The sequence below is a fragment of the Chryseobacterium sp. C39-AII1 genome (assembly GCF_039672645.1).
Taxonomy (GTDB): Bacteria; Bacteroidota; Bacteroidia; order Flavobacteriales; family Weeksellaceae; genus Chryseobacterium.
The window spans coordinates 1-26,569 of the sequence record NZ_JBDFPQ010000004.1 but is presented as its reverse complement, the minus strand read 5'-3'; the positions used below and the strand labels follow the sequence as shown (position 1 = coordinate 26,569).

The following is a 26,569-nucleotide window of genomic DNA, read 5'->3' as shown; positions in this document are numbered from 1 at the left end:
GATTTATCTAAGATATTTTCGTTTATTTTTCCTTTTAATTCTGGAATAATGTGTCTGCTTGCTTTTTTCATCCTCAGAAATAACGCTGATATTTCCGTCTACTTCCAAAATCGACAGTTTTACATTTTCTATTCCCTCCACTCCATGTTCGCGAATCGCTTCCTCTAATTCATCTTTGGTAATTTTCACTTTGTTTAAAGCAGTTATATCGATTTTACCATCTCTCACCAAGATTACAGGATCTTCCTCCATAAAGCTCTCAAATTTATGATTCGCAAACATGAGCCTTTTCAAAATAAAATTAGCTGTAAAAAGAACCAATGCAGCCACCAAACCTCCCTGAAGAGAAGTATCCGGACCTACCATTGCATTCTGAACCGCATTGGAGATCAGTAGTAGCAAAACCACATCTCCAGCATTCAACTGAGAAAGCTGATTTTTACCAAACAAGCGTATGGCAACCACCATGAAAAGGTAGACACACAGGGAACGGACAACCACATCGAGAATCGGATTCACAGGAATTTATTTATACTCAAATGTATACATTTTTATGATTGAATTGATGATATGATGCACAAAAAAACCGCTTCATAAAAAGCGGTTAAAAATTTTAAGGACATTGTGCAATCGGAACGGTGCTACAAACTGTTTTGTTTAATCTTTCGCAGTAAACACAGTATTGCTTCGGTTGCCCTCCGTACACTGACTTTAAGTCTGATTTTGTTAGTTTCTTTAAATTTTTCATATCGTTTTAATTTTGTGGATTAAATATAAAACGAAAATTATTCTTAAATATTACAATTTTACAATCAAACGTTCTACGATTTACATATTAACTTTCTATTTATTAAGGGCTTCGACAAGCTCAGCCAGACAAAGTTATAAAAACAAAACCACACAAAATTTGCGGGGTTTCGTTAAAAAAAATTTTATGAAAATTATCTGTTTATCTATTGTTGATTTCCACTGTTACTGGCATTACATACGTATAAGCAACCAAATTTTCATTCAGTTTTTTGCGGTCTACTTTATAATCTAATTCGCTTAGAACGGTTTCAATTTCTTTACTTACACTTTTACAATCGCCATTAGAATGTACATTCACGATTTTTCCGTTTTTTGCTATATCGAATTTCACGACCGAGTTTACGGTTCCCTGTTTATAATCTGTATTGGTAAGATCAAAGTTTTCCATCAGTCGGCTTCTGATATCGTTGAATGTTTCATTTTTGCTCAACTGAATCTCTTCAATCATATTATCATTGGTTGTTTGTGCTTTCGTAGTATTCATTATCATTGAAAAACCACTCACAAAAAGTAATGCCACAAATATTTGAATTTTATTTCTCATAACTCACTGGTTTAAAATATTATACTAAACTATTTTTGTATCTCTTAACCAAAGTTAATTAAAATAATTCATATTAAATTCACATACCGTTAACATTGGGTTAACATTAAAATTTAAATATTTGATTTTCAATGGAATAAATTTTTAAAATAATTGAAAATTTAATATTGGGGGGGTTAAATTATGCCTAGTTGTCGAGCTAATTCTTTCTTATATTTTTCAAAAGGTTCATTTGTACTATCTTTCTCAAAAATTACGGAACCAAAAATGTGCTTTTTAAAAGTCTCTTTGTCAATCAATATTCCTTCTTTAGAAAATATTTTTTCAATTTCTTCAATTTGTTTTTCAGGGTATTTTTTTCTTTTATCAATCAGTTCATAAGCTAGCCCTTTATGAAATGTATACCTTCCCTTTAATTGGAACATACTTAAAAATAAATCAATATCTTTTTGTGAAGTAATGTTCTTCATATTAATCTCTATATCTTCAACTTGTTTAATCCTATCTATTTTTTCATCAAATTTTGGATCATTAACATCAAAATTTAATTTAAATTGAAGTAGATTTACCATATCAAAACTTTCAGAAGATGGACATATTCTGTTTAAAAATGGTGATAAAGTAAATTCTTTACTTCCTTTAAATTTTGAATTGCAAGAATAGCAAGATGGAATTAAATTATATATGGAAAGAGATAAAAATGGAAAGTCACTCTTAGGCAAAAAATGATCTAATGTGAAATGATCGAACTTCAATTCAATAATTCTGTTCAACATTTGATTTAACTCTCGAAGTATATCAGTATGTATCTTAGGAAAGTATAGATTTAAATCTTTTTCAGTAATGGATTTTATTGACCTCTCCTTAATAATTTTATTAATTGTTGATTTAGAAATATTTTTAATTTTTTCTAAAAATTTTCTTGGTGCTTCAGATAATATTCCATCAACCGTGGTAAAGTATAAATCATCTGAAAATATATTAACAAATTCTATATTACAATAATGGCAAGAATTAAGCGCTAATTTTTCCTTAATCAGAAAATCAGCAATATTCCTCTGTAATTTTGAATAAATATATTCTTTTTTTCCTTTGGAATCTGATTTAAAAAAAAATTTTTTAAGGTTATCTATATTTTGAGTTTTTGATTTCTCTGCAAAGCCTACTAAATCTTCAAAGGTAGCGGTCAAAAGCTTTTTTAAATCCCATGTTGAATCAATTTTTCTAATTTCAGAAGCTATATTAGTTTTATTAACAATTTCATGCTTGAGTAGATTGTAATAATTATCAAGAAATATGTTTTTTTCCAAATCCGTATTATATGGATATTTAATTTTTAGCATTATAATCAATTTTAATATTAGGATTTATTGCTATTAGCCTTTTTATTAGATTTTCCTCTTCCATTTGTAGACTACTCTTTTGATTAAATCGAACTTCTAAATCATTAAATTGGCTTTCTAAAATTTTCCTAATATACTCTTCTCCTATCATCATAATAAGATTAAAATAATACTGTTTTTTATCCTCAAAATCTTTTTTCATTTTATCCTCATCTTTTTTAGACGAATCAATCCACTTTTTATAATCAACTAAAAATTCATTTATTTTGGAAACAGCAAATTCTCCTTTTGTACTAGTAATAAAGAATCCGTCCGTAAGCATTTCGTGTATGTTTTCGGCAAAAGTATTATCACCTTTATATTCTCTGGGTATAGATTTTTTTGTTTCTTCATCAACTTCTAAGAATAAGACATTCTGCTTTGCTATGTCTGAAAGAATAAAAGGAGAATGAGTAATGAAAAGAATATTAATACCTTTAATACTATTTAAGTTAGTGTTATTAATCTGTTTCAATAAATAGTTTACAAGCTTTCTTTGAAACTCAGGATGAAAATATAATTCAATTTCATCGAAAATTAGATTTACATACTCATATTTAATTATTTCTGTCCCATTTACAGAATTGATATTATTTAAATGATATGTAACAGAGCTTATAGAATGAATTAACTGTTGTTCTCCCGAACTTAAATCACTTAATTTCACGAGCTTTTTATTTTTATCATCTTCTAAAAATATCTCAGTAGTAAAAATGGGCGGTGGTAATAATTCAATTAAATCTTCATTATCTTTTTTTACCAAATCTAGTTCCTTTGATAATTTATCCAAATCTATTTTCTTATAAAAATCTATATTTTTCCACAATTTATTATAGTTTTTCACATAGTTAATAGTTTGTATAAGCTTGTAGATAATATGACTATAATGTTTATTTTTTTCTTTGTCTTTCTCAATTTTAGATATTAATTCACCTATTTTAATATTATATCTTCTATACTTGCTACTTTTCTGAATTAATTCTGGATTTGTTTTAAATTTTTTGTATTCTTTATATTTGTTACAGATACTTATCACCTTATATATTAGATAATAGTCTATCCTCATTTGTAGTTCTGTATCTTGAATATCTTCTATATTATATTTTTTCTTAATTAAGTATAAAATCTGTTTAGGATTCCCACAAGAAACTGTTGGTACTTTTTCATAGTATGACTCAAAGTTTATAGAAAAATTTAATTTAGAATTTGTTTTTATTTTTTCATACAAGATTTCTTTTTCTTTGAATTGAATATATTTTTTCCCCCACTCTTTTTTGAAATTAGTGTAAATGTAGAAATCTTTTAGGTCTTTATTTGTTATGCTTATTTTTTTAGCTAACATATTATCTCCAATCTTTCTGAACTCTTTTTCTTCCTTTACGATAGGTCTCAATAAATTAACAAGAATACGTTGTTCTAAAAGCTTTTTTTCATTATTAACATCTATAATTCCGCTCCAGCCAAATTCTTTATTTTTATCTCGTTTGGGATTAATAACCACAGGTATTTGATAAGAGTCATTTTTATGAAACAATCTGTCTATCCATTCTCCAATTATATTGGAATTAAATGCATAAATAGAATAGTTGATAACTTCAGAGTAAAAAAAATTCTTTAAATTAAATACATCTGAATTATTATTGAAATTTTTAAAACTAAAATTTCTATCATCTATCTCAACAACAAAATATTCATTATCATTATATTCATAAAAGATTTGACACTTAATTTTTTTTCTATCACCTTTAGTTGCAGTTATAAGCTCAGCATCTGAAGTTAAATCTCCTTCATTTTTTAATTTTAATGAAATTTGATTTATACAAGCAATAAATAGTTCTACTAGAGCACTTTTACCACTACCATTTTTACCTACGATAGCAGAAACTTTAATCTTATCTCCATATAAATTTGTAAAATTTACTGAATTAGGTTCTATTTTAGTAACTTCTATAAATTTAGAAAAGTCTGTTATCTCATTTCCATTAGAATCTTGAAAACCATAATCATTGTAAAACTTATAAATCCTATTTTCTTGAAGATTCTTTAGAAATTTCGGATTACAACCATCCAATGGTCTAATCGCTAAAAGTTTAAAGCTCATGTTCTATTAGTTTTCCTCAAAAATAAATAAAAAAACCACAATTTTCATTGTGGTTTCCCGTAATATATCTGTATAATTTTATAATTCCCTCTTTAAAAACTTCCCCGTCAAACTCTTCTTCGACTTCACAATTTCCTCAGGCGTTCCCTGCGCAACGATCTGTCCGCCATGTTTTCCACCTTCCGGACCAACATCGATAATATGATCGGCTAGTTTTATCACATCCATATTATGTTCGATAATAATGAACGAATTTCCTAATTCCACCAATTGATTAATCGCATCCATCAGGATTTTCACGTCTTCAAAATGAAGTCCGGTTGTTGGTTCGTCGAGAATGTATAAAGTATTTCCGGTTTGTCTTTTCGATAATTCCGTTGCCAACTTGATACGCTGCGCTTCTCCTCCAGAAAGTGTTGTCGACTGCTGTCCCAATGTGATATATCCCAAACCAACATCTTGTAAAGTTTTCACTTTAGCAAAGATCTTAGGAATCGGCTGGAAAAATTCTACCGCTTCATCAATCGTCATATCCAACACATCGGAAATCGATTTTCCTTTGTAGCGAACTTCCAGTGTTTCTCTATTGAAACGTTTTCCGTTGCAGGTTTCACAATGAACGTAAACGTCTGGTAGAAAATTCATCTCAATAACCTTCAAACCACCACCCTGACAAGTTTCACATCTTCCACCTTTTACGTTGAAAGAGAATCTTCCCGGCTTATAACCACGGATTTTACTTTCCGGTAATTCTGAGAAAAGATTTCTGATGTCCGTAAACATCGCCGTGTAGGTTGCAGGATTCGAACGTGGCGTTCTTCCGATTGGCGTTTGATCTACATCTACAATTTTATCGATATGCTCAAGACCTTCAATTTTTTTATAAGGCAAAGGCTCCTGAACGGCTCTGTAAAAATGTTTATTCAGGATTGGATACAAAGTTCCGTTGATCAAAGAAGATTTTCCGCTTCCTGAAATTCCTGAAACTACAACCAATTTTCCCAGAGGAATATCAAGGGTAATATTTTTAAGGTTATTTCCTGTCGCGCCTTTTAATATAATATGTTTACCGTTTCCTTCTCTTCTCTTTTCAGGAATGGCAATTTTTCTTTTCCCGTTAATATATTGAGCGGTGATCGTATCGGCTTTCAACAAATCTTTCGGTTTTCCCTGCCAAAGAATTTCTCCCCCAAATTTTCCGGCTCTTGGGCCAATATCCAACACCTCATCGGCTTCCAGAATCATGTCTTTATCATGTTCTACCACCAACACAGAATTCCCGATGTCTCGAAGATTTTTTAAAGAATTAATCAACCTTTCATTATCTCTTTGGTGCAATCCGATACTTGGTTCATCTAAAATATACAAAACATTTACCAGCTGAGAACCAATTTGTGTTGCAAGACGAATTCTTTGAGACTCTCCTCCTGAAAGCGTTTTCGAACTTCTGCTCAAACTTAAATAATCCAAACCAACATCCAGCAAAAACTGAAGTCTGGTTTCGATTTCCTTTAAAATTTCGTGAGCAATGATTGATTTTTTCTCAGAAAACTTATCTTTAACATCATGAAGCCAGTCTTTAAGATCAATTAAACTTAATCCGTTAACCTCAGCAATATTTTTACCATCGATTTTAAAGCTTAAACTTGAAGGTTGAAGACGTGTTCCTTTACATTCCGGGCAGGTTTCTTCTGTGGTAAAATGTCTTTCCAGCAAAATGGCTTCGTACGATTCTCTTTCTTCAATAATTTCTTCCATAAAAGGAATCAAACCATCAAAACTAATTTTGATCTTTTTGGTAATTCCAGCGTATTTAAGATCTTTATTAAACTCTTTATGACAACCGTTGTAGATATAATCCAATGCTTCTTCCGGAATGTCCTGAAAAGGAGTCGTTAATCCCAAACCGAAAATTTCTAAAATATTTTTGATCTGAGAAAGCACCCATTTATTAGATTTGATATCTTCCAAAGGCAACAAACCTCCCTGATTGATAGATAATTTTGGATTTTCAACAAAATAATCGGTGTTAATTTTTTTGATCATTCCCAACCCTTTACAATTAGGGCAACTTCCCTTTGGTGAATTGAAAGAAAACGTATTCGGTTCCGGTAAAGCTAATGAATGACCGGTTTCAGCATCCATTAAATTTTTAGAGAAATATTCAATCTCCGGGCTTCCTAATTTTTGAATTCCGATAATTCCTTCGCCCATTTCCATCGCGGTACGCAACGATTTTTCCATTCTGGATTCGGAAGCAGTTTCGCCAATAATCCAACGGTCGATTACAATATCGATGTCGTGAGTTTTGTAACGGTCTAGTTTCAGATCATATTCAATATCCTGCAGCTCGCCGTCAATTCTTGCCTGTCCGTACCCTTTTTTAGCCATCTGCACGAAAAGTTCGTGATAATGTCCTTTTCTAGAACGTACCACAGGTGCCATCAACATGATTTTTTCGCCTTTATAATTTTCTTTGATGGTTTCAAGGATCTGCTCTTCGGTGTAACTTACCAATTTTTTCCCTGTGGTCTGTGAATAGGCATCGGAAACCCTTGCATACAAAAGACGAAGAAAATCGTACAATTCTGTAACGGTTCCGACGGTTGAACGTGGATTTTTATTGGTTGTTTTCTGCTCGATGGCAATTACGGGTGACAATCCTTCGATCTTATCGACATCAGGACGTTCCAAACCGCCCAAAAACTGTCTTGCATACGCAGAAAACGTTTCGATATAACGACGCTGACCTTCTGCAAAAATAGTATCAAAAGCCAATGACGATTTTCCGCTTCCCGAAAGCCCCGTAATGACGACCAATTCGTTGCGTGGAATTTTTACATTGATGTTTTTAAGATTGTGCTCACGTGCGCCGTAAACTTCTATATATTCTGTTGATTTACTCATAATTTGGGGTGACTTTACCTGAAAATCACGATGTGCAAAATTACGGAATTTTTAGGAATTTTTGATGTTAAAAAGTGTTAGGAAAATATGGAATTTCTATTGTCTTGAAAGATTAAATTTATCTAAGGGTAAAAAATTAATCTTTTTGAGATCCTTCGACTGCTTCACGCTCAGAATCACATTCCGTAACTGTCAGGCTGAGCCTGCCGAAGCCTTTCTACTTTAAAATCATTCAACAAAAAACCGACGAAAAAAATTCTCATCGGTTTTCTTTATCGTTGTTTTAATTGTTTACTTCACAAATGTATTGTAAGAATTCAATACTGAATCGTAAGCTGAATCGATTTGCTGAATATCGCTGTCTGAAATCTGTCCTGTTGATTTTGAATCTCTGATTAGTTTTCTGAAAACATCCAGGAAGCTGCTCGCGTTTTTATTGACTGTTTCAAACTGAGATTTTTTGTAAGAATACTGTGTATCTTTTACGTTAAATACCATTTTTGAATTAGTTTCAACCGCTTTCGCAAATTCATCATATTTTTTCTGCGCTTCTGCTTCATTGAATTTTCCATCATATTGTTTTCCTAATACGCCGTAAGCAGAATCTAAAGAATTCATCATATTCTTGGAAGAAATAATAAATTCTTTCATTGGATGATCTTTCAGAATTACGTCTTCTGCAGCATCGGTTGCTGGTCTTATTTTATCTAAAATCCCCTCTCCTGCTACAAAAAGTGCCTGCGCATCTGTTTCAATTTCTTTTCTGATGGCTTCCGCTTTTACACCTTTATCATCTTTGAAATCTTCAGCCTGCATGTATGATTTTAATTCCTCAAACTTTTTTTCAATATTTTCTTTTTTAGCTTTATACGTCTGAAAGTCTGCTTCAATGGCTTTCTGATTATTGTCAAATCCGGACGGTACACCTTTAATTTTAGAAAAAGAATAATCTGTACCTCCAATCACAGAAGGAATATAACTTACGTTCTCACCTTTCGCCTTAGAAGCCGCGGCATCGGCATATTTCAGAATGTTATCGATGCGATCTGAAGTTCTTTTATAGGAATCTAGGAAATCATTATTAAAATCAATAATTGCATTCGCACCGTTCTGTCCGCCCTTTGCCATTGCATTTCCAATCTTCTCAATTCCTTTTTTGCAGCTTACCGTGACGACGGTTAAAGATAATGCCATTGCCAGTACAATAATTTTTTTCATAGTTTTAATATTTAAGTTGAATATATTTAATTAAAATTCAGTGTCTTCATTTGTTACTTTCACCTGATATTCAATACCGTCGATAGCTTTAGAAACAATTTGATTACGAAGAATATTGGCCATATTTTCCCAATACGCTCTTCCGTAGAAAGCATAATTTTGCGGAATGATCTCTACCTCAACCGTTCTTACAAAACCTTCTTTAGGTTTATTGCTGATCATGGTTCCTCTTGTTACCCTTACTTCTTTAAGTTCATCTTTCAGCACCATTCGGCAGTAATTTTTGACATCTTCCAGAGAAATAATCTTATCTCTCGTGGTTAAAGCATATTTATACGCCTGAATGCTGTCAGTTCCCTTCTGTTCTTCCGCACCGCCGATTGTTTCCGTTAAAAGAACCAGAGTCTGAGACTTTAACTGATTCGAAAGTTCTGTTCCCGGACGCATATGGTTTGCCAAAGTACAGTAGGTAACCCAAAAAGAGGCATATGTATGATCGGTTTTTTCCACAGGTTCCATGATCACATAATTCAGCTCCTGTTTGATATTTCTTTTGGCATTATTAACTTTCTGCACCATCGACTTCATTTTATCAGACATTTCGCTCAACACGCCTTTTACATTATCTCTGTTTAATAAAGAGAACGCTGCAATTTCATCTCTCGTGAGTTCCAAAACGCTAGCGATCATATCTACCGCATTACGGTTGTTAAAACGTTCCATGCCGCCTTTTCTTACGGTGTACAAACCTTTTTTAAGATCATCATTTGGAGTAAAAGGAATTTCGGTATATCTTCTTCCTTCCCCATCCTGAACCTCATCAACATATAAAAAATGTTCGCCATCATCAGTCACCAACGGAATATTATTCCCCATAATATCTAAACTGTATTCCGTTTTTTTCCAACCTCGGTTATAAATAGGAAATGCGTTAAGCACAAAGGAAAAATTATCCAGAATTTCAGCAGTAAACTGTGGCGGAAATTCCAACGTCAGCCATACATAACGTTTACCATCTGTGTATTTTTCAATTTCTTCACGTCCTTCAAGGAAATCCAGATTTTGAGGAAGTTTTCCTTCTTCAGAAAATAAACTTCGTGAAAGCCCTGAAATTTCAATGAATTTATGATGATAAATACTTTTTACATCTTCAATGATCTTATTCTGAATCGATTGCTCATGAAACATCTGCTCATATCCTTCAGCCTGATTATTTTTAAGATAAGAAATCCCTTCCTTTACAAAAAGAGGATTTCCGTTGCTAGAAACGGTAATATAAGGCAAAAGCTTGTAAACATAATCCAGATGTTCGAATGCAGGATTTGAGCAGAATACACTTACGGATTTAGGAAAATTTTCGTTAGCGTATTTAGAAACATCCACTCCAATGGTCACTTTCCTGTAATCTTCAGGCTTTCCCGAAAATCGGGCAATCGGAATTTTATTCAGTCGCTCATCAATTCCGTAGCATGTATTTCCTACAAACATAATGGAAGTCTGCGCTTTATTAATTCTTATATTGCCAATAGGTGTAAAAGGAATGTTCAGCTGTTTATCGGATTCTGATTTGATCGTGGAAGTCATCTGTTTTCTAAAGAAAAACTCAGTATGTTGCAGCAAAATTTCCGACGAGTCATAAGGCTGCGTAAAGGCAATCGCATGAGCGGGAATCGGATGGGTGTAAATAGACGGTGTGAGGAGTTTTGCCAGTCTTTCCAAAATTCGGGCATTTACCGTCTGTATTTCGTTGTTAGCTTTAAAGACTTCTGTGCTGAAAGCATCAATCAAAAGTTTAACGAAAGGATCCAAAGATTGTGGACTTTTCAATCCCCATACTTTCGTGGCATTTTGAAGCATCCTTGCCTTTACAGACTCTTTGGAATATATATTTTGATCTAAATTCATAAATAGTGCTTGGTGTTGGCGGTTAATCGATAGACATCGGGCTCAGAAAAAGTTCTGTAGAAAAGCTGAAACGCTCTCCCGTTTCTTCCATTTTTGCATTAATGGCAATTTTTACTTTCTTTTTGATTTCCGTATGTTCTTTCGTATCGTAGCTGTGTTCTACGATGAGGATGTGCGCATCTATCTGGGGCTGCACAATTCGGGGTTCGTAATCCTGTATCTGTTTTTTTAGACTTTTAATGAAAACGTTTTCCCAGACGGCACTTGTAACGCCATTGTCGAATTCCAGATTCCAAACGTCGTTTCCGTAATTTTCATCATATCTGTTCTCGCCTTTTTTGGTGGTTATCAGCAACATAATATTATGGGCAATGCTTTCCCCCATGTCGCAGATGTCTATGCTACCCCCTTCCGTCATTAATGTTGATGGAACAAAAGGCATTCTGTAATTTGGTGTGTCCATGATTCTACTTCGTTAATTTTTTACTTCATAATTATCGTTTACTTGAAAAGGAATACCAAATTAAACATTTTCTACGAAATATAGAGTGATACAAATTGAATTTATAATGAAAAAATTCCATGATTAAATCTTTAAATCATAAAACCATATATTTTATTAAACGATTAAAGTAAAATGAATATAAAGGTTAATATTTTAAATTTATCACTTTAAAGTGACAATTAATTTTATAAATCATTAAATCAGAATAACTAATTATCAATAATAAAAAATACTCAATTTATGAAATTGATTAGCTAAAATCCATAAACATCATTTAAATATCAACAATTCATAGAATTTAACATAAAATAAAAATGTAAGACTTGTGTATTTAAAACTAATAAAAATTGTAAAATTGTTGTCAGATTGCAATCTAAAAATTTTAAACTTAAACAATTATGAAAAAAATCATTTTAATAGCAGCTATAGGAGTTGCTGGGTTAACTAGTGCTAAAGAAACTAAATCATTAAATTTTGAAAAAGAAAAAAATGTTTCTAAGCAAACGAATTCTGAAATTAAATCAAAAATGAATTGCTATTCATACGGTATAGTTATTGGTTGTACAAACGAGATGATAAGTGACACAGCTTGTGGTGAAACTTATGAGGAGGCAAGACAATGTATGATTGATAATGGAGCTTTAATGAATGAATATTTCTGTAACTAATAAATAATACTAATATTAACTTACGGCTATAAATAGCTGTAAGTTTTTTTATAATGAAATCACAGCTATTAATATCCTTACTTTTCTTTAGTCTATTCAATTCTCAAAAAATTGATAGCTCAAGAATAGAATGCAAGTATCTTACAACATTTCTTGTTGATACAACAGACACAAATTCGAAGAAAATAGAAATGACAAGTCTTTTAATCGGAGATCAGGTTTCACTATTTAGAAGTGATGCGAAATCAAAATTTGATAGTCTAGCAAAAAAAAATATCGATCAAAGCTTTAAAGCAGGTGGAAATATCGTTGTTGACTTTTCTAATATTCCCAAAGCATTCTTCACTCAGGAAGTTTTATACAAAATGGGGAAATCAACTGTCTATGATAAAATTTTAAAAAATGGTTTTGCCTTTGAACCTGAAAATAAAATTACTTGGAAATTAATTAATGAAACTAAAAATATTTCAACATATTCTTGTAAAAAAGCTATTGGAAAATATGGAAAAAGAACCATCATTGCGTGGTATACATCAGATTTACCTATTCAGGAAGGACCATATAATTTTAAAGGGTTACCAGGTTTAATCATTGAAGCGTATGACGATAAAGATTTCTTTCATTTTACTTTACAAAGTTTAAAAAAAATCGTCAAACCAATTATTCCTGTACAAAATTATCTTAAAACTGATTATACAAAATTTTCAAAGCAAAGAGAAAATTTTAAAAATGATCCTATTGGTGCTTTCTTTGTCGCTACTGGCAGAAGTATATCAAAAGAGCAACAAGATAGAATAATTAAGCTTCATCGAAGTAAAAATAATTATTTGGATTAAAACAAAAACGGCTTGATTATTTCAAGCCGTTTTTGTTTATTAAGATTTCTTTCGATTAATAAAATAATAGACGGGGAGACCGAGCAACACCATTAGGAATCCCGGCCATGTATATTGTTGCTTGTAAATTAGAAGTAATATACAAAATCCTGTTCCGATCAATAAATAAATAATTGGTGTGATGGGATACAGCCATGTTTTATAAGGTCTTTCTAAATCCGGCTGTTTGAATCTTAAATAGATAACTCCAAAAACGGTAATCATGTAAAATAATACGATCACAAAGGAAATCATGTCTAAAAGGTTTCCATACTGCCCGCTCAGACATAAAAGAGAAGCCCAGACTCCCTGCATCCAGAGTGCATTGGCAGGAACCTCATTTTTATTGTTCTTTTCTGCCTGTTTGAAGAACATTCCGTCTTTTGCCATTGTTTGGAAAACTCTAGCGCCCGCAAGAATTAATCCATTATTACAACCAAATGTCGAAATCATAACTAACACAGCGATAATCACCGTTCCTGCACTTCCGAAAATAAAATGAGAAGCTGCTACCGCTACCCTGTCGTTTTCAGCGAAGGCAATCGCATCTCTGCCTAGCGCATTTAGATAAACATAGTTCACAGCGATATATAAGATCATTACAGCAGAAGTTCCGTAGATCATCGATTTTACAACGTTTCTTTTAGGATTTTCAATTTCTCCCGAAACGAAGGTTACACTTTCCCAAGCTACAGAACTGAATACTGAACCTACCATCGCTGCGGCAATTCCTCCCATTAAGGTCATTCCCCCGATGGGTTCCCAACCTTCTTTAAGGAAATTCCCTAAAGCATCTTTTTTAAGATTATTAAATGAATCATATCCAAAATTAAAGTTTTCCGCCAGATGTGAGAAATCAACTAAAATAAATCCGGCAGCAATTAATCCCAATAAAGCAATGATTTTGGAACCTGTAAAAATATTTTGCAATAATTTTCCGCTTTCTACTCCTCTCGTATTTAAATATGTGAGTAAAATAATGGTTCCAATGGCTAAAATCTGGATCCAGGTAATTTTAAACTCTCCGCTTTGGATAATAGGCGCTGCATCGTTTAATGCCGGAACCAAATAAGCGGTAAATTTTCCAAAAGCCATCGCTACTGCGGCAATTGTACCTGTTTGAATTACCGTAAACAATCCCCAACCATAAAGAAAACCCATTTTTTTGCCAAAGATCTCTTTCAAGTAGGTGTACTGTCCGCCCGCTTTTGGGTACAACGCCGAAAGCTCACCATAGCTGATGGCTGCGGCTACAGTCATAATTCCAGTGATTACCCAAACGACTATTAGCCAGAAACCTGAGCCCAGATTCCGCATCATATCGGCGCTTACAATAAATATTCCGCTACCAATCATAGAACCCATTACGAGCATAATGGCGTCCCAAAGTTTCAGTTTTTTATGCATATTAAAATATAGGGTTCAAATATAAATAAATATAGGTTTTGTTTTTTATTTTGTTTGAAATTAAATTCAAAAGTATATTTGATATTTTTTAGACAACGATTGTAAGGTTTTATTGTTATTAATGATTTTTACTTTTTCACTGAATTTTTTACATAGAGTTAGTCATCGCGAGGATTCACATACAAATCATTTTATAATAGGATGCTTAGATCCTTACAGGATGACAAACTTTTTGGATATTTTCCGATATTTAAGTAGATGACTTCAACCTAGCCCCGATTGTAATGACATCCTTTTTGGTTGCGGCTGGAGCAAAGCGGAAGCCGTAACCAAAAAGATACAATGGAAAGCGGGATAAAGCTTCAAATAAAAAATATTGAAACAGTTTTTATTTAAAATGAATGTAAAGAGAGGAAGAGGCGACCTGTTTTTTATAAAGTTTTTGAGGATTTATGATTAAAATTTTATTAGTACTTTTGGAAAAAAATATTAAAAATGAAATTCAAAGCAATATTATTCGCAGCAGCGGTAAGTGTTTCCACTTTAGCTTTTGCACAGGAATCAAAGAAATTCGGACCTCCGGCAGGAAATGCATTGGTAGGCGATGTTTATGGAGGCGGCGTTGCTTCTAATGTAGAATCTAAAGCTATTTCTGTAGATAAATTAAGCAAAAAGCTTAAAAAAGATAATAAAAAAGTAGAAAACGTAGCGGTAAAAGGAAAAGTTACAGACGTTTGTGAGAAAAAAGGATGTTGGTTAACGATCCAGACTGAAGATAATTCTCAGTTTTTTGTGAAAATGAAAGATTATGCGTTCTTCGTTCCGACCGCTTTGAAAGGTAAAAACGTGGTTTTGGATGGAACTGCTGAAAGAAAAGTAACTTCTATCGACGAGCAGAAGCATTATGCTGAAGATGCTAAAAAACCTCAAGCAGAAATCGATGCGATTACAACTCCGAAAGAGGAGATCAGATTTGTAGCAAACGGAATTAAAGTTGTGAACTAAATTTAGTTTACAAAAACAACTATTATAAAATAGAAAAGCGGAACAAATTGTTCCGCTTTTGTTATTTTAGTCTTCTATTGTAAAATTTACTTCGGCATCCAATTTTGGATATTTGGTTTCAGAAAGAAATTTCTTTCCGGTACAATCGATTTCGATCCAGCCTTTTCTCTGTTTCACATCTCCCACTTCCATCACAAAAGGAATAAAAGAAATTTCGTCTTTTCCTTCTTCTTTTATTTCGCGATACTGAACTGCAATGTCCAAAATACATTCATGATCGGTATTAAGCTTTACATTTCGGTACACAATATCATAATGCGTTTCCTGATTTTCGGGAATATCATTATAAGTTTCCCAACCGTCGATATTTGAGTTTAATTCAGAAATTGCTTTCAAAGCATAATACAATGCAATCGTATAATATTTTCTCGTGTCTTGTCTTGTATAGTCATCTACAAAATGTCCACCTTCAAATAAAATGGTCGGCATTCCGGCTTTGATAAAATTATCCCCAGTGGAAGTCGGATAAAATTCATCGGAATATCTCCCAATCTGATTCGGAATTAAGTCTTTTAAATGATGATAAATATTCCCAATAACTGCCATACATTTTTTACGGTTTTCAGTTACCGTTCTCTCTACATTTTCAGAAGGTGCCAAAAAGGATAAGGTAGCGGGATGAATTCCGTCTGTTGTGAAGATCGTTCTTTGCTCGTGAAGGTTCAAAGCGTAATCATATTTTTTAGAAGCGACTATATTTTTAAGAAATTTAATCTCTTTACTCGCTTCATTATGAAAATCTCTGTTAAGATCAATATCGCAAGCATTCAACCTCGTCCATCTTTCAGAACCATCCGGATTCAGCATAAAAATAAAATCAAGTTTGATTTTGCTGAATAACTCTTCCTTCATTTCCGGAGATTGATCTAAAGTCATTAACAAGTCGAGCATCGCATGAGTTGCGTTCGATTCGTTGCCGTGCATTTGCGACCAAGCTAGAACTTGTATCACTCCGGTTCCGACTGTTAATTTATAAATAGGTTTTTCTAAATACGATTTTCCGATCTCTTGAATGTAATCGCTGAGATTGTTCTGTAGATAAGAAAATAATTTTTCAGGAGAAATATAGCGATTTGGGAAATCTGGATTTTGCTGATAAAGCTGTTCAAAATTCATTCTGTAAGAGTTTACAAGAGTCAAATTTAACCATTTTTCATCAAAAATTAAAATTAACATTTGTAACTCACATAAACACTGTGAACTGCCAAAATGTCTGTTGATAAAATTGTGGATTGATAATAATTTATTTCATTTTATATAACGTAAATAAAATCAGATAATTATGAGATTTATCTAAATAGATATCATAAGATTACTTTAAGTGCTAGATATACTGTTTTAAGGCATTTAGGTATAAAAACATTAAACACTTTAGATGTGGAAAACTATCATGATAGTAGCAATATACAATTGTAAATCTTGTTTAATTTGAATTATTGTATAATCAAAAATATCTAATTTATCTTAAATATTTAAGTTTGTAAACAAGTTAATTATCATTTCAAATTAACATTAATCTTATTTAATCAAAATAGTGCAAGCATCTTCTTAAAATGCCTATTTAAAAGGTTATTTACAAACGTAAATCTTATCAAACCCTTATAAATAGAGGTTTATCAGCAATAATTTTCGCTATTTACAACTTTATGGAATTAACAACACAAATATAAATCTATTATTTAGTTAATAATGTGGATTAATGAGAAACTTATCCATAATTTATATACTTTTTCGAAATTTTAGTGGTAAAAACTAAATTCAAGATCATTAACAAATGTTTATTACTTTATAATTACTTGTTTTTCATTATCATATATAGTTTACAATTGTATTTAATAATTGTTTACATTTGTTTATTATCGCGATTTGCATTTGTAAATTATATTATTTACATTTGTAACGAGATTTAAAACCTATAAAGATGAGTCTAAACGAGAGAATTTCAAAAGTAATAGAGTATTCTAACCTCACCCCTTCTGAATTTGCAGATGAGATTGATGTACAACGATCTTCTATTTCTCATATTACGTCTGGAAGAAATAAACCGTCTTTGGAATTTGTCATTAAAATAAAATCTCGCTTTCCCGAACTGCTTTGGGATTGGCTCGCTACTGGTGAAGGCGAAATGTTGAAATCTGAATTACCGGAAACGACTCCGATAAAAGAAGAGATTGAAGAAATTTCGGAAACAGAAAAAACGAAGACCACTTCTCTACCCGACCTTTTTACGATGATGAATAATGATCTTGATTTCGGAGCGGAACAACCCGAAATTGAGGCTCCAAAATCGACTACTGGAGAATCGTTTATACCGCATCAAAGTACAGTACAGGAAAAAATATCGGATTCTCAGCGATTAGAAAAATCGAATGATGAAATTATTAGACAAGCTATTGGAAATCAGCAAAATAAGATAAAACGTATCGTACTCTTTTACGAAAACGGAAAATTCGAGAGTTTTGAGCCATAAAAAACCTGATCAAGGAAAATGATCAGGTCAAAAAATATTTGAGAAGAAAACTAAAGCTATTGCTTTATTATTTTCAGCTATTTAATATAAAATGAATATTCATTCTATTTGCTTTCATGGTACACAACTAAATTACAAAATTAACATTAATTATGCAATAGAAATTTCACTTTAATGATATATGATTAACATAATTAATAATTCAAATAAATATTATCAATATCACGTGATTTATTAGGGTATAACATGAAAAAAGCCTTACAAAATTGTAAGGCTCTCCATATTTTTAAGAAAAAAAAATTATCTGTTTGATTTTCTTCTTTCCAATTCTTTTTTAATTAATCCTAATTCTCTACCCGTTTGCCCAGCCACAGAAGTATTTTCCTGCGCTCTTCTCGTAAGATAAGGAACAACATCTTTTACCGGCCCATAAGGAAGATATTTAGCCACATTATAGCCTTTATCAGACAAATAGAATGTAATATTGTCACTCATCCCATAAAGCTGCCCGAAATATACATGAGGATTACCACTTTCAAGGTTTTTACCTTTCATTTTATCCATTACCAGCTCCGAAGAGATCTCGTTATGAGTCCCGAAGAAGGCAGAAACTTTGTCTAAATGATTCATCACAAAATCAATTCCTGCGTTGTAATTTTTATCTGAAGCATCTTTATTAGGCTGAATCGGATCTGCATATCCTTTTTCTGCAGCTCTGGCTCTTTCCTTCTCCATATAAGCGCCACGAACGATTTTGTAGCCGATAAAATACCCTTTTTCTTTGGCTTTCTGCAAATGTGCTTCCATATATTCCAATCTTCCGGTTCTATACATTTGGATGGTGTTCCAAACAATCGGTTTCTCCTGATTGTATTTTTCCATCATCTCTTCACAAAGATGATCTGCCGCATCCTGCATCCAGGTTTCTTCCGCATCTACCATTACTTTTTTATCATTTTCATGACAAAGCTGGCAAACCTCATCGAATCTTTTTACCACTCTTTCCCACTCTTCTTTTTGGCTTGAAGTAAGTTCAGCATTCTTTCCAACTGCTTCGTACAAATCAATTCTTCCAAACGCTGTAGGTTTAAAAACGATAAACGGAATAGCAGGATTTCCCACTGAAAATCTTACGATATCTTTAATCTCTTTACAAACCGCATCAAAAGTGGCCTCATCTTCCTTTCCTTCAATCGAATAGTCGAAAATACTTCCAACTCCTCTTTTGAAAAGCTGTTTAACAACTTTCATACTTTCTTCACGGGTTTCGCCACCGCAAAACTGCTCAAACAAAGTATTTTTTACAATTCCTGTAACGAAAGGAAAATCATTATGAACGGTAAAATTAAGAACAGAAGTTCCAATTTTTGTAAGTGAAGGCTGCTCGATCATTTTGAACATCCAATACGCTTTCTTTAACTGTGCATCAGATTTATCTGCGAATGCAACTTTAGTATCGTTAAAAATGGGCATTACTTTTATATAAATTTAGGTTTCGCAAATGTAAGAATAACCTCAGTGTTTTTAAAGATTTTTTTTTACAAATTACCTTCAATTCCACTTAAAAGCATGGCGATAATTCCTACAAAAACCCAAAATCTCAAAATACTGAGCGTCAAAAACTTACTCCTCCTTGAATAATTAAGAAGTAAATAAATACAAAGCACCATCACAAAAAGTCCACCTGAAAAGTAATAAGACATGAATCCCGAAATCCCCGTTCTAAGGATTAATTTCATCGAAACTGCCATGGTAAAGGTCAATAAAGCAATAATGATGATCTTGGTTGTTTTTTTACTAAAGAAATTGGGAATTGTAGTATATCCGAAAGTTTCATCCACTTTTCTTGTTAAGGTATCTTTCACTACATCAATACAAAGTAGAATTAAAAAAAGAAATATTGCCATTAAAAATAGTTTTAACGAAAATGTTTCGTAATAAACCATCATTCCAAAAAAAGGATATAAGGTAAGGCAAACAAATGTAAAATTATTCAGAATTAAAATTCGGCTTAGTTTATGGCTGTAAAACCACATAAAGAACTGATAAACAACAAAGAAAACAAAAACTTTATGCGAAATAAACCATGCCACTCCTAATGAAATGACACTCAGCGTCACATAAGCATAAAGAAAATATTTCTGCTTAATAAAACTTTGAATTCTCGTTCTGAAAGGTTTTATAATATGATCTTTCTCAAAATCATAAAACTGGTTGATAATTCCGCCCGCTAAAATGGTTAAAACGGTGCAGAAAATAATCCCGTGAACTTTAAAATCAAAGACAAATTTTCTTAAACTTTCCTCCTGATTAAACAGGAAAAAAGTAGAAACATAAAGCGCAAAAGTTAGCAATGCTGCTACGAAAAAGCGAGCTCCCAAAAGAAAGCCCACAAATTGTGAAAATCTGTAAAATAGAGATTTTTTAGCAATATTTTTATGTTGGAAGGTTTCTTTTTCAGAATTCATTCCAGCTTGTTTAGAATCTATAGATCACCTCTTTTTGGAAGCCGTCAAGCATTTTTTCAGCTTTTTCATAATCTTTGGTAAAGCCTAAAATATAGCCTCCGCCTCCGCTTCCGCAAAGTTTTAAATAATAAGCATTAGAATCCAGACCTTTTTTCCAAATGTTGAAAATACTTTCAGGAATCATCGGACTGAAATGTTCGTACGCCCAGTGAGACAATTTTTTCAAGTTTCTGAAGAAAGGATTCATATCTTTTTTAAGGAAAGCATCGATACACGCGTTGTTGTAACGGATAAATTCCTCTTTTAATGTTTTTCTGAAACCTTCTGTCTTCATTTTTTCAAAGAAAATCTGAATCATCGGGCCTGTTTCTCCTGTAATTCCGGAATCGATCAGGAAAATTGCTCCTTTTCCTTCCTCACCGTCAGGAATTGAAACTTTATCTAAATTTTCTCTGTTTTCGATAAGAATCGGCAGGTTCATATAACAAATTAAAGGATCCATTCCTGAGCTTTTTCCATGGAAATAACTTTCCATTTCGCCAAAAACAGCCTTTAAATTCTTTAAATTATCTTTAGAAATAGCTTCAGGATTGTGTTTTTTTACTGAATATTTTTCAAAAATTGCAGCTACCAAAGCACCAGAACTTCCGACTCCATATCCTTGCGGAATGTTGGAATCAAAAAAAAGTCCGTCTGAAATATCCTGTTTGAATTTTTGTACGTCTAAAGTAAAATCTTCAGGCAAATTTAAATTGGCCAGAAAATCCGAATATTTTTGCAAATGTCCGTTAGATTTTTTCTCGAATTCTGAGTCGGAATCGGAAAACTTTAAAGTTCCTTTATAAAAGCTATAAGGAACCACAAGACCCTGAGAGTCTTCTATCATCCCATATTCTCCGAACAGAATTATTTTAGCATAAAATAGAGGGTTTGTCATTTGACTAATAAATCTTTTTGCAAAGTTAAAAATTATTCCGCTGAATATAAGCAAAATTCAAGCCGAATTCTAACAAATTTTAACATTCTATGCTTTTAAAACTTTTAATAAAATCTTAAAAACACCATTTCTTATTTTAAAGTTAACAAAAAAGCCTGAATAAATCAGGCTTTCATTATTATATATTCAAAAATTATTGTTTAATTAGTTTCTTGTTGATCGTTTGTTTGTCAGTCTCAACAGTTACCATATAATTTCCGGTTTGTAGGGATGAAATATTCACCTCAACTTTGCTTCCTTTTAACGAAGAAGCTGAATTAATTAATCTTCCCGCTTCATCATAAATTTTATATGATTTTAAATTTTCTTTAGATGAAATAGTAATCATATTTTTTGCAGGATTTGGATAAATCCCCACTGTATTACTCTTGGTGATATCTTCAACAGCTAAAACAGCACAAGAAAAATTAGCCTTCCAGCCGCTCATGTTTTCTGCCGGATCTGAAACAAATTTCACCGTAATGGCTCCCGAAGGATTCGTAGATGTAAAAGATCCCGGAAGTGTAGTTCCTGTTAAATTATTTCCGTTGGCAAACAATGGCGAACTTGTAGACGGCCCGTTGTAGATATACATAAAGTCATACCCCTGTTCCAAAGCAAATTCTGTAAACGACATCGTTAATGAGTTTCCAGAGCTTGGATAGAATGTTTTCACGATGGTTTCATTATCACCATAATTAGCCGTTTGACCTCCTGTATCTGTAAATAAAACTCCGCTACACCAATCGGCATCTGTCATAAATAGCTGCGTTTTTTGATAACCCGCAGAACAATCTGTACCTACAGATAATAAGTAATACGTCGCCGGCTGAAGATTTGAAAAGCTGAAATTCGTATTGGTGGTATTTCCTGATGTCACCAGCGTGCCATCCATTTTCGCTAATTTATACTTCCAAGATGCTGAATTAGCATCTGTAAAAGCTGCATTTGCAGAATTTTGTGTAATGTTAGAAACATTCATTTCTGTAATGGTTTCATTACAAGCTGTAATACAATTCATTCCTAAACAAGGCTTAGAATCTACTGTATTTCTGATTAAAGCAGCTGGCTGAGGACCAAAACCGTTGGCAAAACTAATTCCGACACCGGAGATTAAATGGCAATAGCTCATAATAGATCCTTTTACAGTACTCGAAGGAATCGGCCCTGTACAACCTTCGCTGTATCCTGCCTGAGCGCCACAACCATCAATGGCTGTATTATTTCCGTTCCAAGCACACGCGTGGGTATGAGGAGAACCTAAACTGTGTCCCATTTCGTGCGTCATTGCCTGAATCGTCCAAGAATATACCGGAACATTATTATACGTTTGAGAAATTCCTGAATACGCGTGTTTGAAAGTTGAACATAGAGAATTTAAATACGCAATACTTGTTGTTGACGGAGCATTGACTAGGTGAGCTAAATCTCCGTTGAATGTTTGTCTGTTTTGTCTAAAACTATTAAGATTAGCACTCGGCGTACTTGTATAAGGATCCTGAGCTGTCCAGATAAAAATCTCATTAAGCGCAACTCTTACTTCATCATTATTATACAGCGTTGCAATATTATTATGAATTGCCGTTAGCCAGTTTGTAGTTGTTGTAATATCCGAACCATTATTGGTATAAGGTTTATAACAAACTTCGTAATAAATTCTCACACAATTTTGGGTGGCAGCTTTTTTAGCAGCGTTGCTGTTAGGATCAAAAGATATCTTCTGTTTTTGATTTTCCTTCATTTCATCAACACCACAAACAAATGGATTTAATCCTGTTAATTTCGAGTCTGAATAACTTACAAAATCTTCAGAATTTTTTGCTTTTCCCAATACAATATTTCCTAATTCTAATGTAGAAGCCACTCCCACAATATCATCATTAAAGAAACTGAAAGCAACGATCGAACTGTCATCGCCTTTCACAATTCCTTGGTAATATACTCCCGGTGTATAATTTACAGTCTCCCCTTTGCTCGTTTTCACTTTAAACTCGTTTGTGAAAATCTGATTTTTATAAAGTTCAACCGCAATTTGTTTTCCGTCAAAAGGGAAAGATACTTCCAAAAAATCTGGCTTTTCATACACCAGTTTTTTTAATTCTTTAGACTTTAAGTTAATTACTGTAATATCTGTAGCCGATCTTTTAAATTCAGCAAGCTTTTGAGCATCATTATTTACCTTAAACAAATCATATTGAGTAAAAGTTTTCTTCTGATTATGATATTCTGAAATTTTTTGGGCAACAGGCCGCAAATGTTGAGCAAATCCTAACAATGAACATTGCAGGATACAGAGTAGTAGAATTTTCTTTATCATATTTAAAATTTTCAATCTACAAAAGAACAAAAAAAATCAACAAATTGTGACAAAACAATATGATTTTCGTTCTTTTTTGTAAGTCACTCTAGCAATCATTACTATTTTTATTGAATTTATTTAAATACTACCTAAAATCCCCTTAAAATCAGAAAATAAAAAAGACGTTAATTTCTTAACGCCTTCTAATTTATAAAGTATCTCTGTCTTTCAACATTTTGACTTTCAAAAATCGGATGAGAACCAGCCCCACTGCAAAGAAAATCGTCATTGATAATGCCGCATAACGCATATTATTGAAATGTTCAATCAATGTTGCAAAGATAAATGTTCCTACAATAATGGCAATTTTTTCCAGTACATCATAGAAACTGAAAAATGTAGTATTTTCCATAGAATTTTCTGGAAGAAGCTTGGAATAAGTAGATCTCGACATGGCTTGAAGCCCGCCCATTACCAATCCGACAACCGCAGCCACACCGTAGAATTGATATTCCACTGTTGGATTTTCTTTATTAAGGAAATAAGCCCATAAACATGCAACAATCCATAAAACAATCGCGATGGAGATTACATTTTTATTTCCTATTTTTCTTGAAAGTCTTGAGAAAATAACTGCTCCGATGATCGCTTCAATCTGAATCACCAAAAGCGTACCAATTAATTTGTCTTGAGCCAAATTGATCTCACTTTTTCCGAATAACGTTGCCATCAGGAAAATAGTCTGCATTCCCACACTGTAAAAGAAGAAACTCGAAAGGAAAAACTTCAGATTTCTATCTTTAAACAATAAATTTCCTGCTCTGAAAAGTTCGTGAAAACTTTCTTTCGCGATATCTTTATAGAAGCTTAAATTATCTTTTAATACTTCAAAAAATCCGCCTTGTTCTTCGTGCTTTTTGAAGATGTTTTTATAGTTTAATAATACTAAATCTTTTGGTAATTTTTCTTTCACATCACCAAATTGAGGAAGGTGTTTGAACGTATATTGTGAAAATCCGAACCACCAAGCTCCCGTTAAAAGGAAACTAATTCTTGTGAATAATAACTGTTGAGCCGCACCTTTTGCGAAAACCTGAATCAATAATAAACAGATCACCACCAACACTACAGAACCGATATATCCGTAAACATATCCTTTTGCAGAAAGTGCATCCTGCTTATCTCGCGTAGCAATATCTGGTAAGAAAGAGTTATAAAATACCAAACTTCCCCAGAATCCGACGCTCGCCGTAATGCTGAATAATAAGCCTAAGAAAACGTTGTGCATTCCTGTAAACATCGCCAATCCCATACATGATGTTGCTCCTAAATAACAGAAGAACTGTAAGAATGATTTTTTATTTCCGATGGTATCTGCCAACGAAGATAAAAACGGCGATAATAAAACCACGATGAAGAACGAAATGGTTAATGAATATCCGTACACCGCATCCGGTTGATATTCTTTTCCGAAGATTTTGATCAGGTGTCTTACCGGAACATCGATCCAGGATTTTGTTTCTTCCACGTACTCTTTTTTCTCGTACGCTGTGGTAAGAATGGAATAGTAAATCGGGAAAATAGTAGAAGTAATAACCAAAGAATACACGGAGTTGGCCCAGTCGTAAACCGCCCATGCCTTCATGATTTTTGGATTATTCTTTATGTGTTGAGTTTGTTGATTCTCAATTTCAGACATTTCAAATAAATATTAGATACACAAAAATATAAAAACCATTGAATATTCGGTGGTTTTTATTTTCTTTCGGCTAAATTTTATTGTTTGGTTAATTTATAAATCTTTATTTTTCTCTTTTCGTCGTTGATTTTTTTGTTTTAAACGCAAAGAGTACAAAGTTTTTTTTCCAATTATCCTGCTGATTTTTCGTTCGCAAAGGCGTTTCACTCAGCAAAGGTTGAATGTCAGATTTTTAATTATTACAGCATATTTGTCATGCTGAAAGCATCTCAACGTAAATTCAATACATACTTCGAGTAGCATTGCCTTCCTGGGCTTAATTGATAGTAAGTTGGCGAACTATCGAGAGACTATTATATTATCAAATAATAGTGTAATTTCACTGATGCTTCGACAAGGCTCAGCATGACACCGCAATAAAAAACACTACATACCAAATAGTTACCATAAACCCAACTTATATAAATACAATATTAGGTTCAGCATGATATTTCTACTACTAATCGCTTTTATTAGCAGCATAATTCTCATAGTGTCATGCTGAGCGCGAAGCAGTCGAAGCATTTATTATACTGGAAAAATCTTCGATAGCTCAATAAACTAAGCTCAGGAAGACATCACCCATACTAACTATTATAGAAGCTGCTTTTCCACGTTCTGAAATGCGCTGTCGAGGTGTTGAAATGGTAGATCGGGGTTGGCAGACTACGATGGTGAGGTTTCGAAATGCGGGTATGTGGTTTTTAAGGTCGGAATCGGGGTTCTGAGGGTAGATTTTTGGGTCTCCCAACCCCGAAAACACAGTTTAAGATACCGAGCGACCCCTTTGAGACTCCGGCAGACTATTCTGAAACCGCGAAAGAGGGGTTGAATAACCTCACCGTTGCTATTAAAAACTCCGACAGAGCAGTAAGAAGCTTCGAAAAGGGTGTATAATAACCTCATCCACGGGCTTGGCAACGGGAAATTCGTACTAATGAAGATCGGGATTCGGGTCTGGGACTCCTTCTTTGGGGTATGAGTCTTACAGTTTGGCCTTTAAAGCTAAATTATTACGATTAAATCATTTTTGGTTTTGGGAATTCTTTTGTGAGATGGTCAGGAGTTCAAACTGTTGTGGAGATTGAGAGAAACTTTATATGAATGCTTCGACTTCGCTCCTTTAGATTTGCAAAAGAAAAAAATAGATAACTTTAGAAAAAGAGAAAGCATTTAATTAAACTAAGACACGCTCTGAATAAAATTCATATGCTGATAAAGAATTAAATGC

The 26,569-nt window shown here is 33.0% G+C and carries 20 protein-coding genes; 4 read left to right on the top strand and 16 right to left on the bottom strand.

What is annotated here, in order from left to right:
• Positions 1-3: 3 nt before the first annotated feature.
• The 9 genes from ABEG63_RS08130 to ABEG63_RS08090 form a co-directional block, all read right to left on the bottom strand.
• A complete protein-coding gene (locus ABEG63_RS08130; RefSeq protein ID WP_346584088.1) occupies positions 4-519 on the bottom strand; it encodes a YetF domain-containing protein in 516 nt (171 codons plus the stop codon).
• Positions 520-613: 94 nt separating this feature from the next.
• A complete protein-coding gene (locus ABEG63_RS08125) occupies positions 614-748 on the bottom strand; it encodes a protein with bacteriocin-type signal sequence (protein ID WP_267402945.1) in 135 nt (44 codons plus the stop codon).
• Between the two features lie 201 nt (positions 749-949).
• Positions 950-1,354: a hypothetical protein gene (locus ABEG63_RS08120; protein WP_346584087.1), complete on the bottom strand. Its 405-nt coding sequence runs from the start codon at positions 1,352-1,354 to the stop codon at positions 950-952.
• A gap of 176 nt (positions 1,355-1,530) precedes the next feature.
• Positions 1,531-2,697 (bottom strand): hypothetical protein, encoded by a 1,167-nt coding sequence (locus ABEG63_RS08115; RefSeq protein ID WP_346584086.1) that lies wholly within the window; start codon positions 2,695-2,697, stop codon positions 1,531-1,533.
• The gene (locus ABEG63_RS08110; RefSeq protein ID WP_346584085.1) at positions 2,684-4,837 is read right to left on the bottom strand and encodes a hypothetical protein; all 2,154 of its coding nucleotides are present in this window, start codon (positions 4,835-4,837) and stop codon (positions 2,684-2,686) included. The genes ABEG63_RS08115 and ABEG63_RS08110 overlap by 14 nt, the downstream gene beginning before the upstream one ends.
• A gap of 78 nt (positions 4,838-4,915) precedes the next feature.
• Positions 4,916-7,744, bottom strand: a complete 2,829-nt coding sequence (uvrA, locus tag ABEG63_RS08105; RefSeq protein WP_346584084.1) for an excinuclease ABC subunit UvrA — start codon at positions 7,742-7,744, stop codon at positions 4,916-4,918.
• 291 nt (positions 7,745-8,035) lie between these two features.
• Positions 8,036-8,962 (bottom strand): DUF3829 domain-containing protein, encoded by a 927-nt coding sequence (locus tag ABEG63_RS08100; RefSeq protein ID WP_346584083.1) that lies wholly within the window; start codon positions 8,960-8,962, stop codon positions 8,036-8,038.
• Between the two features lie 30 nt (positions 8,963-8,992).
• A complete protein-coding gene (locus ABEG63_RS08095) occupies positions 8,993-10,867 on the bottom strand; it encodes a type VI secretion system baseplate subunit TssF (RefSeq protein ID WP_346584082.1) in 1,875 nt (624 codons plus the stop codon).
• A 22-nt stretch (positions 10,868-10,889) separates the two neighbouring features.
• Positions 10,890-11,330 carry a GPW/gp25 family protein gene (locus ABEG63_RS08090; RefSeq protein ID WP_267402938.1) on the bottom strand — a complete coding sequence of 147 codons (441 nt, stop codon included), beginning with the start codon at positions 11,328-11,330 and terminating at the stop codon, positions 10,890-10,892.
• A gap of 440 nt (positions 11,331-11,770) precedes the next feature.
• Between ABEG63_RS08090 and ABEG63_RS08085 the strand changes: the two genes are divergently transcribed.
• Positions 11,771-12,040 carry a hypothetical protein gene (locus tag ABEG63_RS08085; RefSeq protein WP_346584081.1) on the top strand — a complete coding sequence of 90 codons (270 nt, stop codon included), beginning with the start codon at positions 11,771-11,773 and terminating at the stop codon, positions 12,038-12,040.
• 53 nt (positions 12,041-12,093) lie between these two features.
• Positions 12,094-12,876 carry a GLPGLI family protein gene (locus tag ABEG63_RS08080; protein ID WP_346584080.1) on the top strand — a complete coding sequence of 261 codons (783 nt, stop codon included), beginning with the start codon at positions 12,094-12,096 and terminating at the stop codon, positions 12,874-12,876.
• Positions 12,877-12,915: 39 nt separating this feature from the next.
• On the opposite strand, the gene ABEG63_RS08075 is transcribed toward ABEG63_RS08080, so the two are convergent.
• Positions 12,916-14,322, bottom strand: a complete 1,407-nt coding sequence (locus tag ABEG63_RS08075; protein WP_346584079.1) for an amino acid permease — start codon at positions 14,320-14,322, stop codon at positions 12,916-12,918.
• A 495-nt stretch (positions 14,323-14,817) separates the two neighbouring features.
• Between ABEG63_RS08075 and ABEG63_RS08070 the strand changes: the two genes are divergently transcribed.
• Positions 14,818-15,327, top strand: a complete 510-nt coding sequence (locus tag ABEG63_RS08070; RefSeq protein ID WP_267402936.1) for a DUF4920 domain-containing protein — start codon at positions 14,818-14,820, stop codon at positions 15,325-15,327.
• A gap of 66 nt (positions 15,328-15,393) precedes the next feature.
• Here ABEG63_RS08070 and ABEG63_RS08065 read toward each other — a convergent pair whose 3' ends face one another.
• Entirely contained in the window at positions 15,394-16,503 is a 1,110-nt protein-coding gene (locus ABEG63_RS08065) for a M14 family zinc carboxypeptidase (RefSeq protein WP_346584078.1), read from the bottom strand.
• An 805-nt stretch (positions 16,504-17,308) separates the two neighbouring features.
• On the opposite strand from ABEG63_RS08065, the gene ABEG63_RS08060 reads away from it, so the two are divergent.
• Positions 17,309-17,857 (top strand): helix-turn-helix transcriptional regulator, encoded by a 549-nt coding sequence (locus tag ABEG63_RS08060; protein WP_346584077.1) that lies wholly within the window; start codon positions 17,309-17,311, stop codon positions 17,855-17,857.
• A gap of 300 nt (positions 17,858-18,157) precedes the next feature.
• Here the strand turns inward: ABEG63_RS08060 and ABEG63_RS08055 are convergent, their stop codons facing one another.
• The 5 genes from ABEG63_RS08055 to ABEG63_RS08035 form a co-directional block, all read right to left on the bottom strand.
• Positions 18,158-19,330 carry a proline dehydrogenase family protein gene (locus ABEG63_RS08055; protein WP_346584076.1) on the bottom strand — a complete coding sequence of 391 codons (1,173 nt, stop codon included), beginning with the start codon at positions 19,328-19,330 and terminating at the stop codon, positions 18,158-18,160.
• A 65-nt stretch (positions 19,331-19,395) separates the two neighbouring features.
• A complete protein-coding gene (locus ABEG63_RS08050; RefSeq protein WP_267402932.1) occupies positions 19,396-20,325 on the bottom strand; it encodes a UbiA family prenyltransferase in 930 nt (309 codons plus the stop codon).
• A 10-nt stretch (positions 20,326-20,335) separates the two neighbouring features.
• Entirely contained in the window at positions 20,336-21,262 is a 927-nt protein-coding gene (locus ABEG63_RS08045; protein WP_267402931.1) for a mevalonate kinase, read from the bottom strand.
• A 193-nt stretch (positions 21,263-21,455) separates the two neighbouring features.
• Positions 21,456-23,618 carry a T9SS type A sorting domain-containing protein gene (locus ABEG63_RS08040; protein WP_346584075.1) on the bottom strand — a complete coding sequence of 721 codons (2,163 nt, stop codon included), beginning with the start codon at positions 23,616-23,618 and terminating at the stop codon, positions 21,456-21,458.
• 190 nt (positions 23,619-23,808) lie between these two features.
• A complete protein-coding gene (locus ABEG63_RS08035) occupies positions 23,809-25,299 on the bottom strand; it encodes an MFS transporter (RefSeq protein WP_312390232.1) in 1,491 nt (496 codons plus the stop codon).
• Positions 25,300-26,569: the final 1,270 nt, after the last annotated feature.

Coding starts and splice junctions, on each gene's coding strand:
- ABEG63_RS08085 (WP_346584081.1), top strand. CDS start 11,771: ATGAAAAAAATCATTTTAATAGCAGCTATAGGAGTTGCTGGGTTAACT.
- ABEG63_RS08120 (WP_346584087.1), bottom strand. CDS start 1,354: ATGAGAAATAAAATTCAAATATTTGTGGCATTACTTTTTGTGAGTGGT.
- ABEG63_RS08055 (WP_346584076.1), bottom strand. CDS start 19,330: ATGCCCATTTTTAACGATACTAAAGTTGCATTCGCAGATAAATCTGAT.
- ABEG63_RS08045 (WP_267402931.1), bottom strand. CDS start 21,262: ATGACAAACCCTCTATTTTATGCTAAAATAATTCTGTTCGGAGAATAT.
- ABEG63_RS08115 (WP_346584086.1), bottom strand. CDS start 2,697: ATGCTAAAAATTAAATATCCATATAATACGGATTTGGAAAAAAACATA.
- ABEG63_RS08040 (WP_346584075.1), bottom strand. CDS start 23,618: ATGATAAAGAAAATTCTACTACTCTGTATCCTGCAATGTTCATTGTTA.
- ABEG63_RS08065 (WP_346584078.1), bottom strand. CDS start 16,503: ATGAATTTTGAACAGCTTTATCAGCAAAATCCAGATTTCCCAAATCGC.
- ABEG63_RS08060 (WP_346584077.1), top strand. CDS start 17,309: ATGAGTCTAAACGAGAGAATTTCAAAAGTAATAGAGTATTCTAACCTC.
- ABEG63_RS08095 (WP_346584082.1), bottom strand. CDS start 10,867: ATGAATTTAGATCAAAATATATATTCCAAAGAGTCTGTAAAGGCAAGG.
- uvrA (WP_346584084.1), bottom strand. CDS start 7,744: ATGAGTAAATCAACAGAATATATAGAAGTTTACGGCGCACGTGAGCAC.
- ABEG63_RS08125 (WP_267402945.1), bottom strand. CDS start 748: ATGAAAAATTTAAAGAAACTAACAAAATCAGACTTAAAGTCAGTGTAC.
- ABEG63_RS08090 (WP_267402938.1), bottom strand. CDS start 11,330: ATGGACACACCAAATTACAGAATGCCTTTTGTTCCATCAACATTAATG.
- ABEG63_RS08075 (WP_346584079.1), bottom strand. CDS start 14,322: ATGCATAAAAAACTGAAACTTTGGGACGCCATTATGCTCGTAATGGGT.
- ABEG63_RS08110 (WP_346584085.1), bottom strand. CDS start 4,837: ATGAGCTTTAAACTTTTAGCGATTAGACCATTGGATGGTTGTAATCCG.
- ABEG63_RS08080 (WP_346584080.1), top strand. CDS start 12,094: ATGAAATCACAGCTATTAATATCCTTACTTTTCTTTAGTCTATTCAAT.
- ABEG63_RS08050 (WP_267402932.1), bottom strand. CDS start 20,325: ATGAATTCTGAAAAAGAAACCTTCCAACATAAAAATATTGCTAAAAAA.
- ABEG63_RS08100 (WP_346584083.1), bottom strand. CDS start 8,962: ATGAAAAAAATTATTGTACTGGCAATGGCATTATCTTTAACCGTCGTC.
- ABEG63_RS08035 (WP_312390232.1), bottom strand. CDS start 25,299: ATGTCTGAAATTGAGAATCAACAAACTCAACACATAAAGAATAATCCA.
- ABEG63_RS08070 (WP_267402936.1), top strand. CDS start 14,818: ATGAAATTCAAAGCAATATTATTCGCAGCAGCGGTAAGTGTTTCCACT.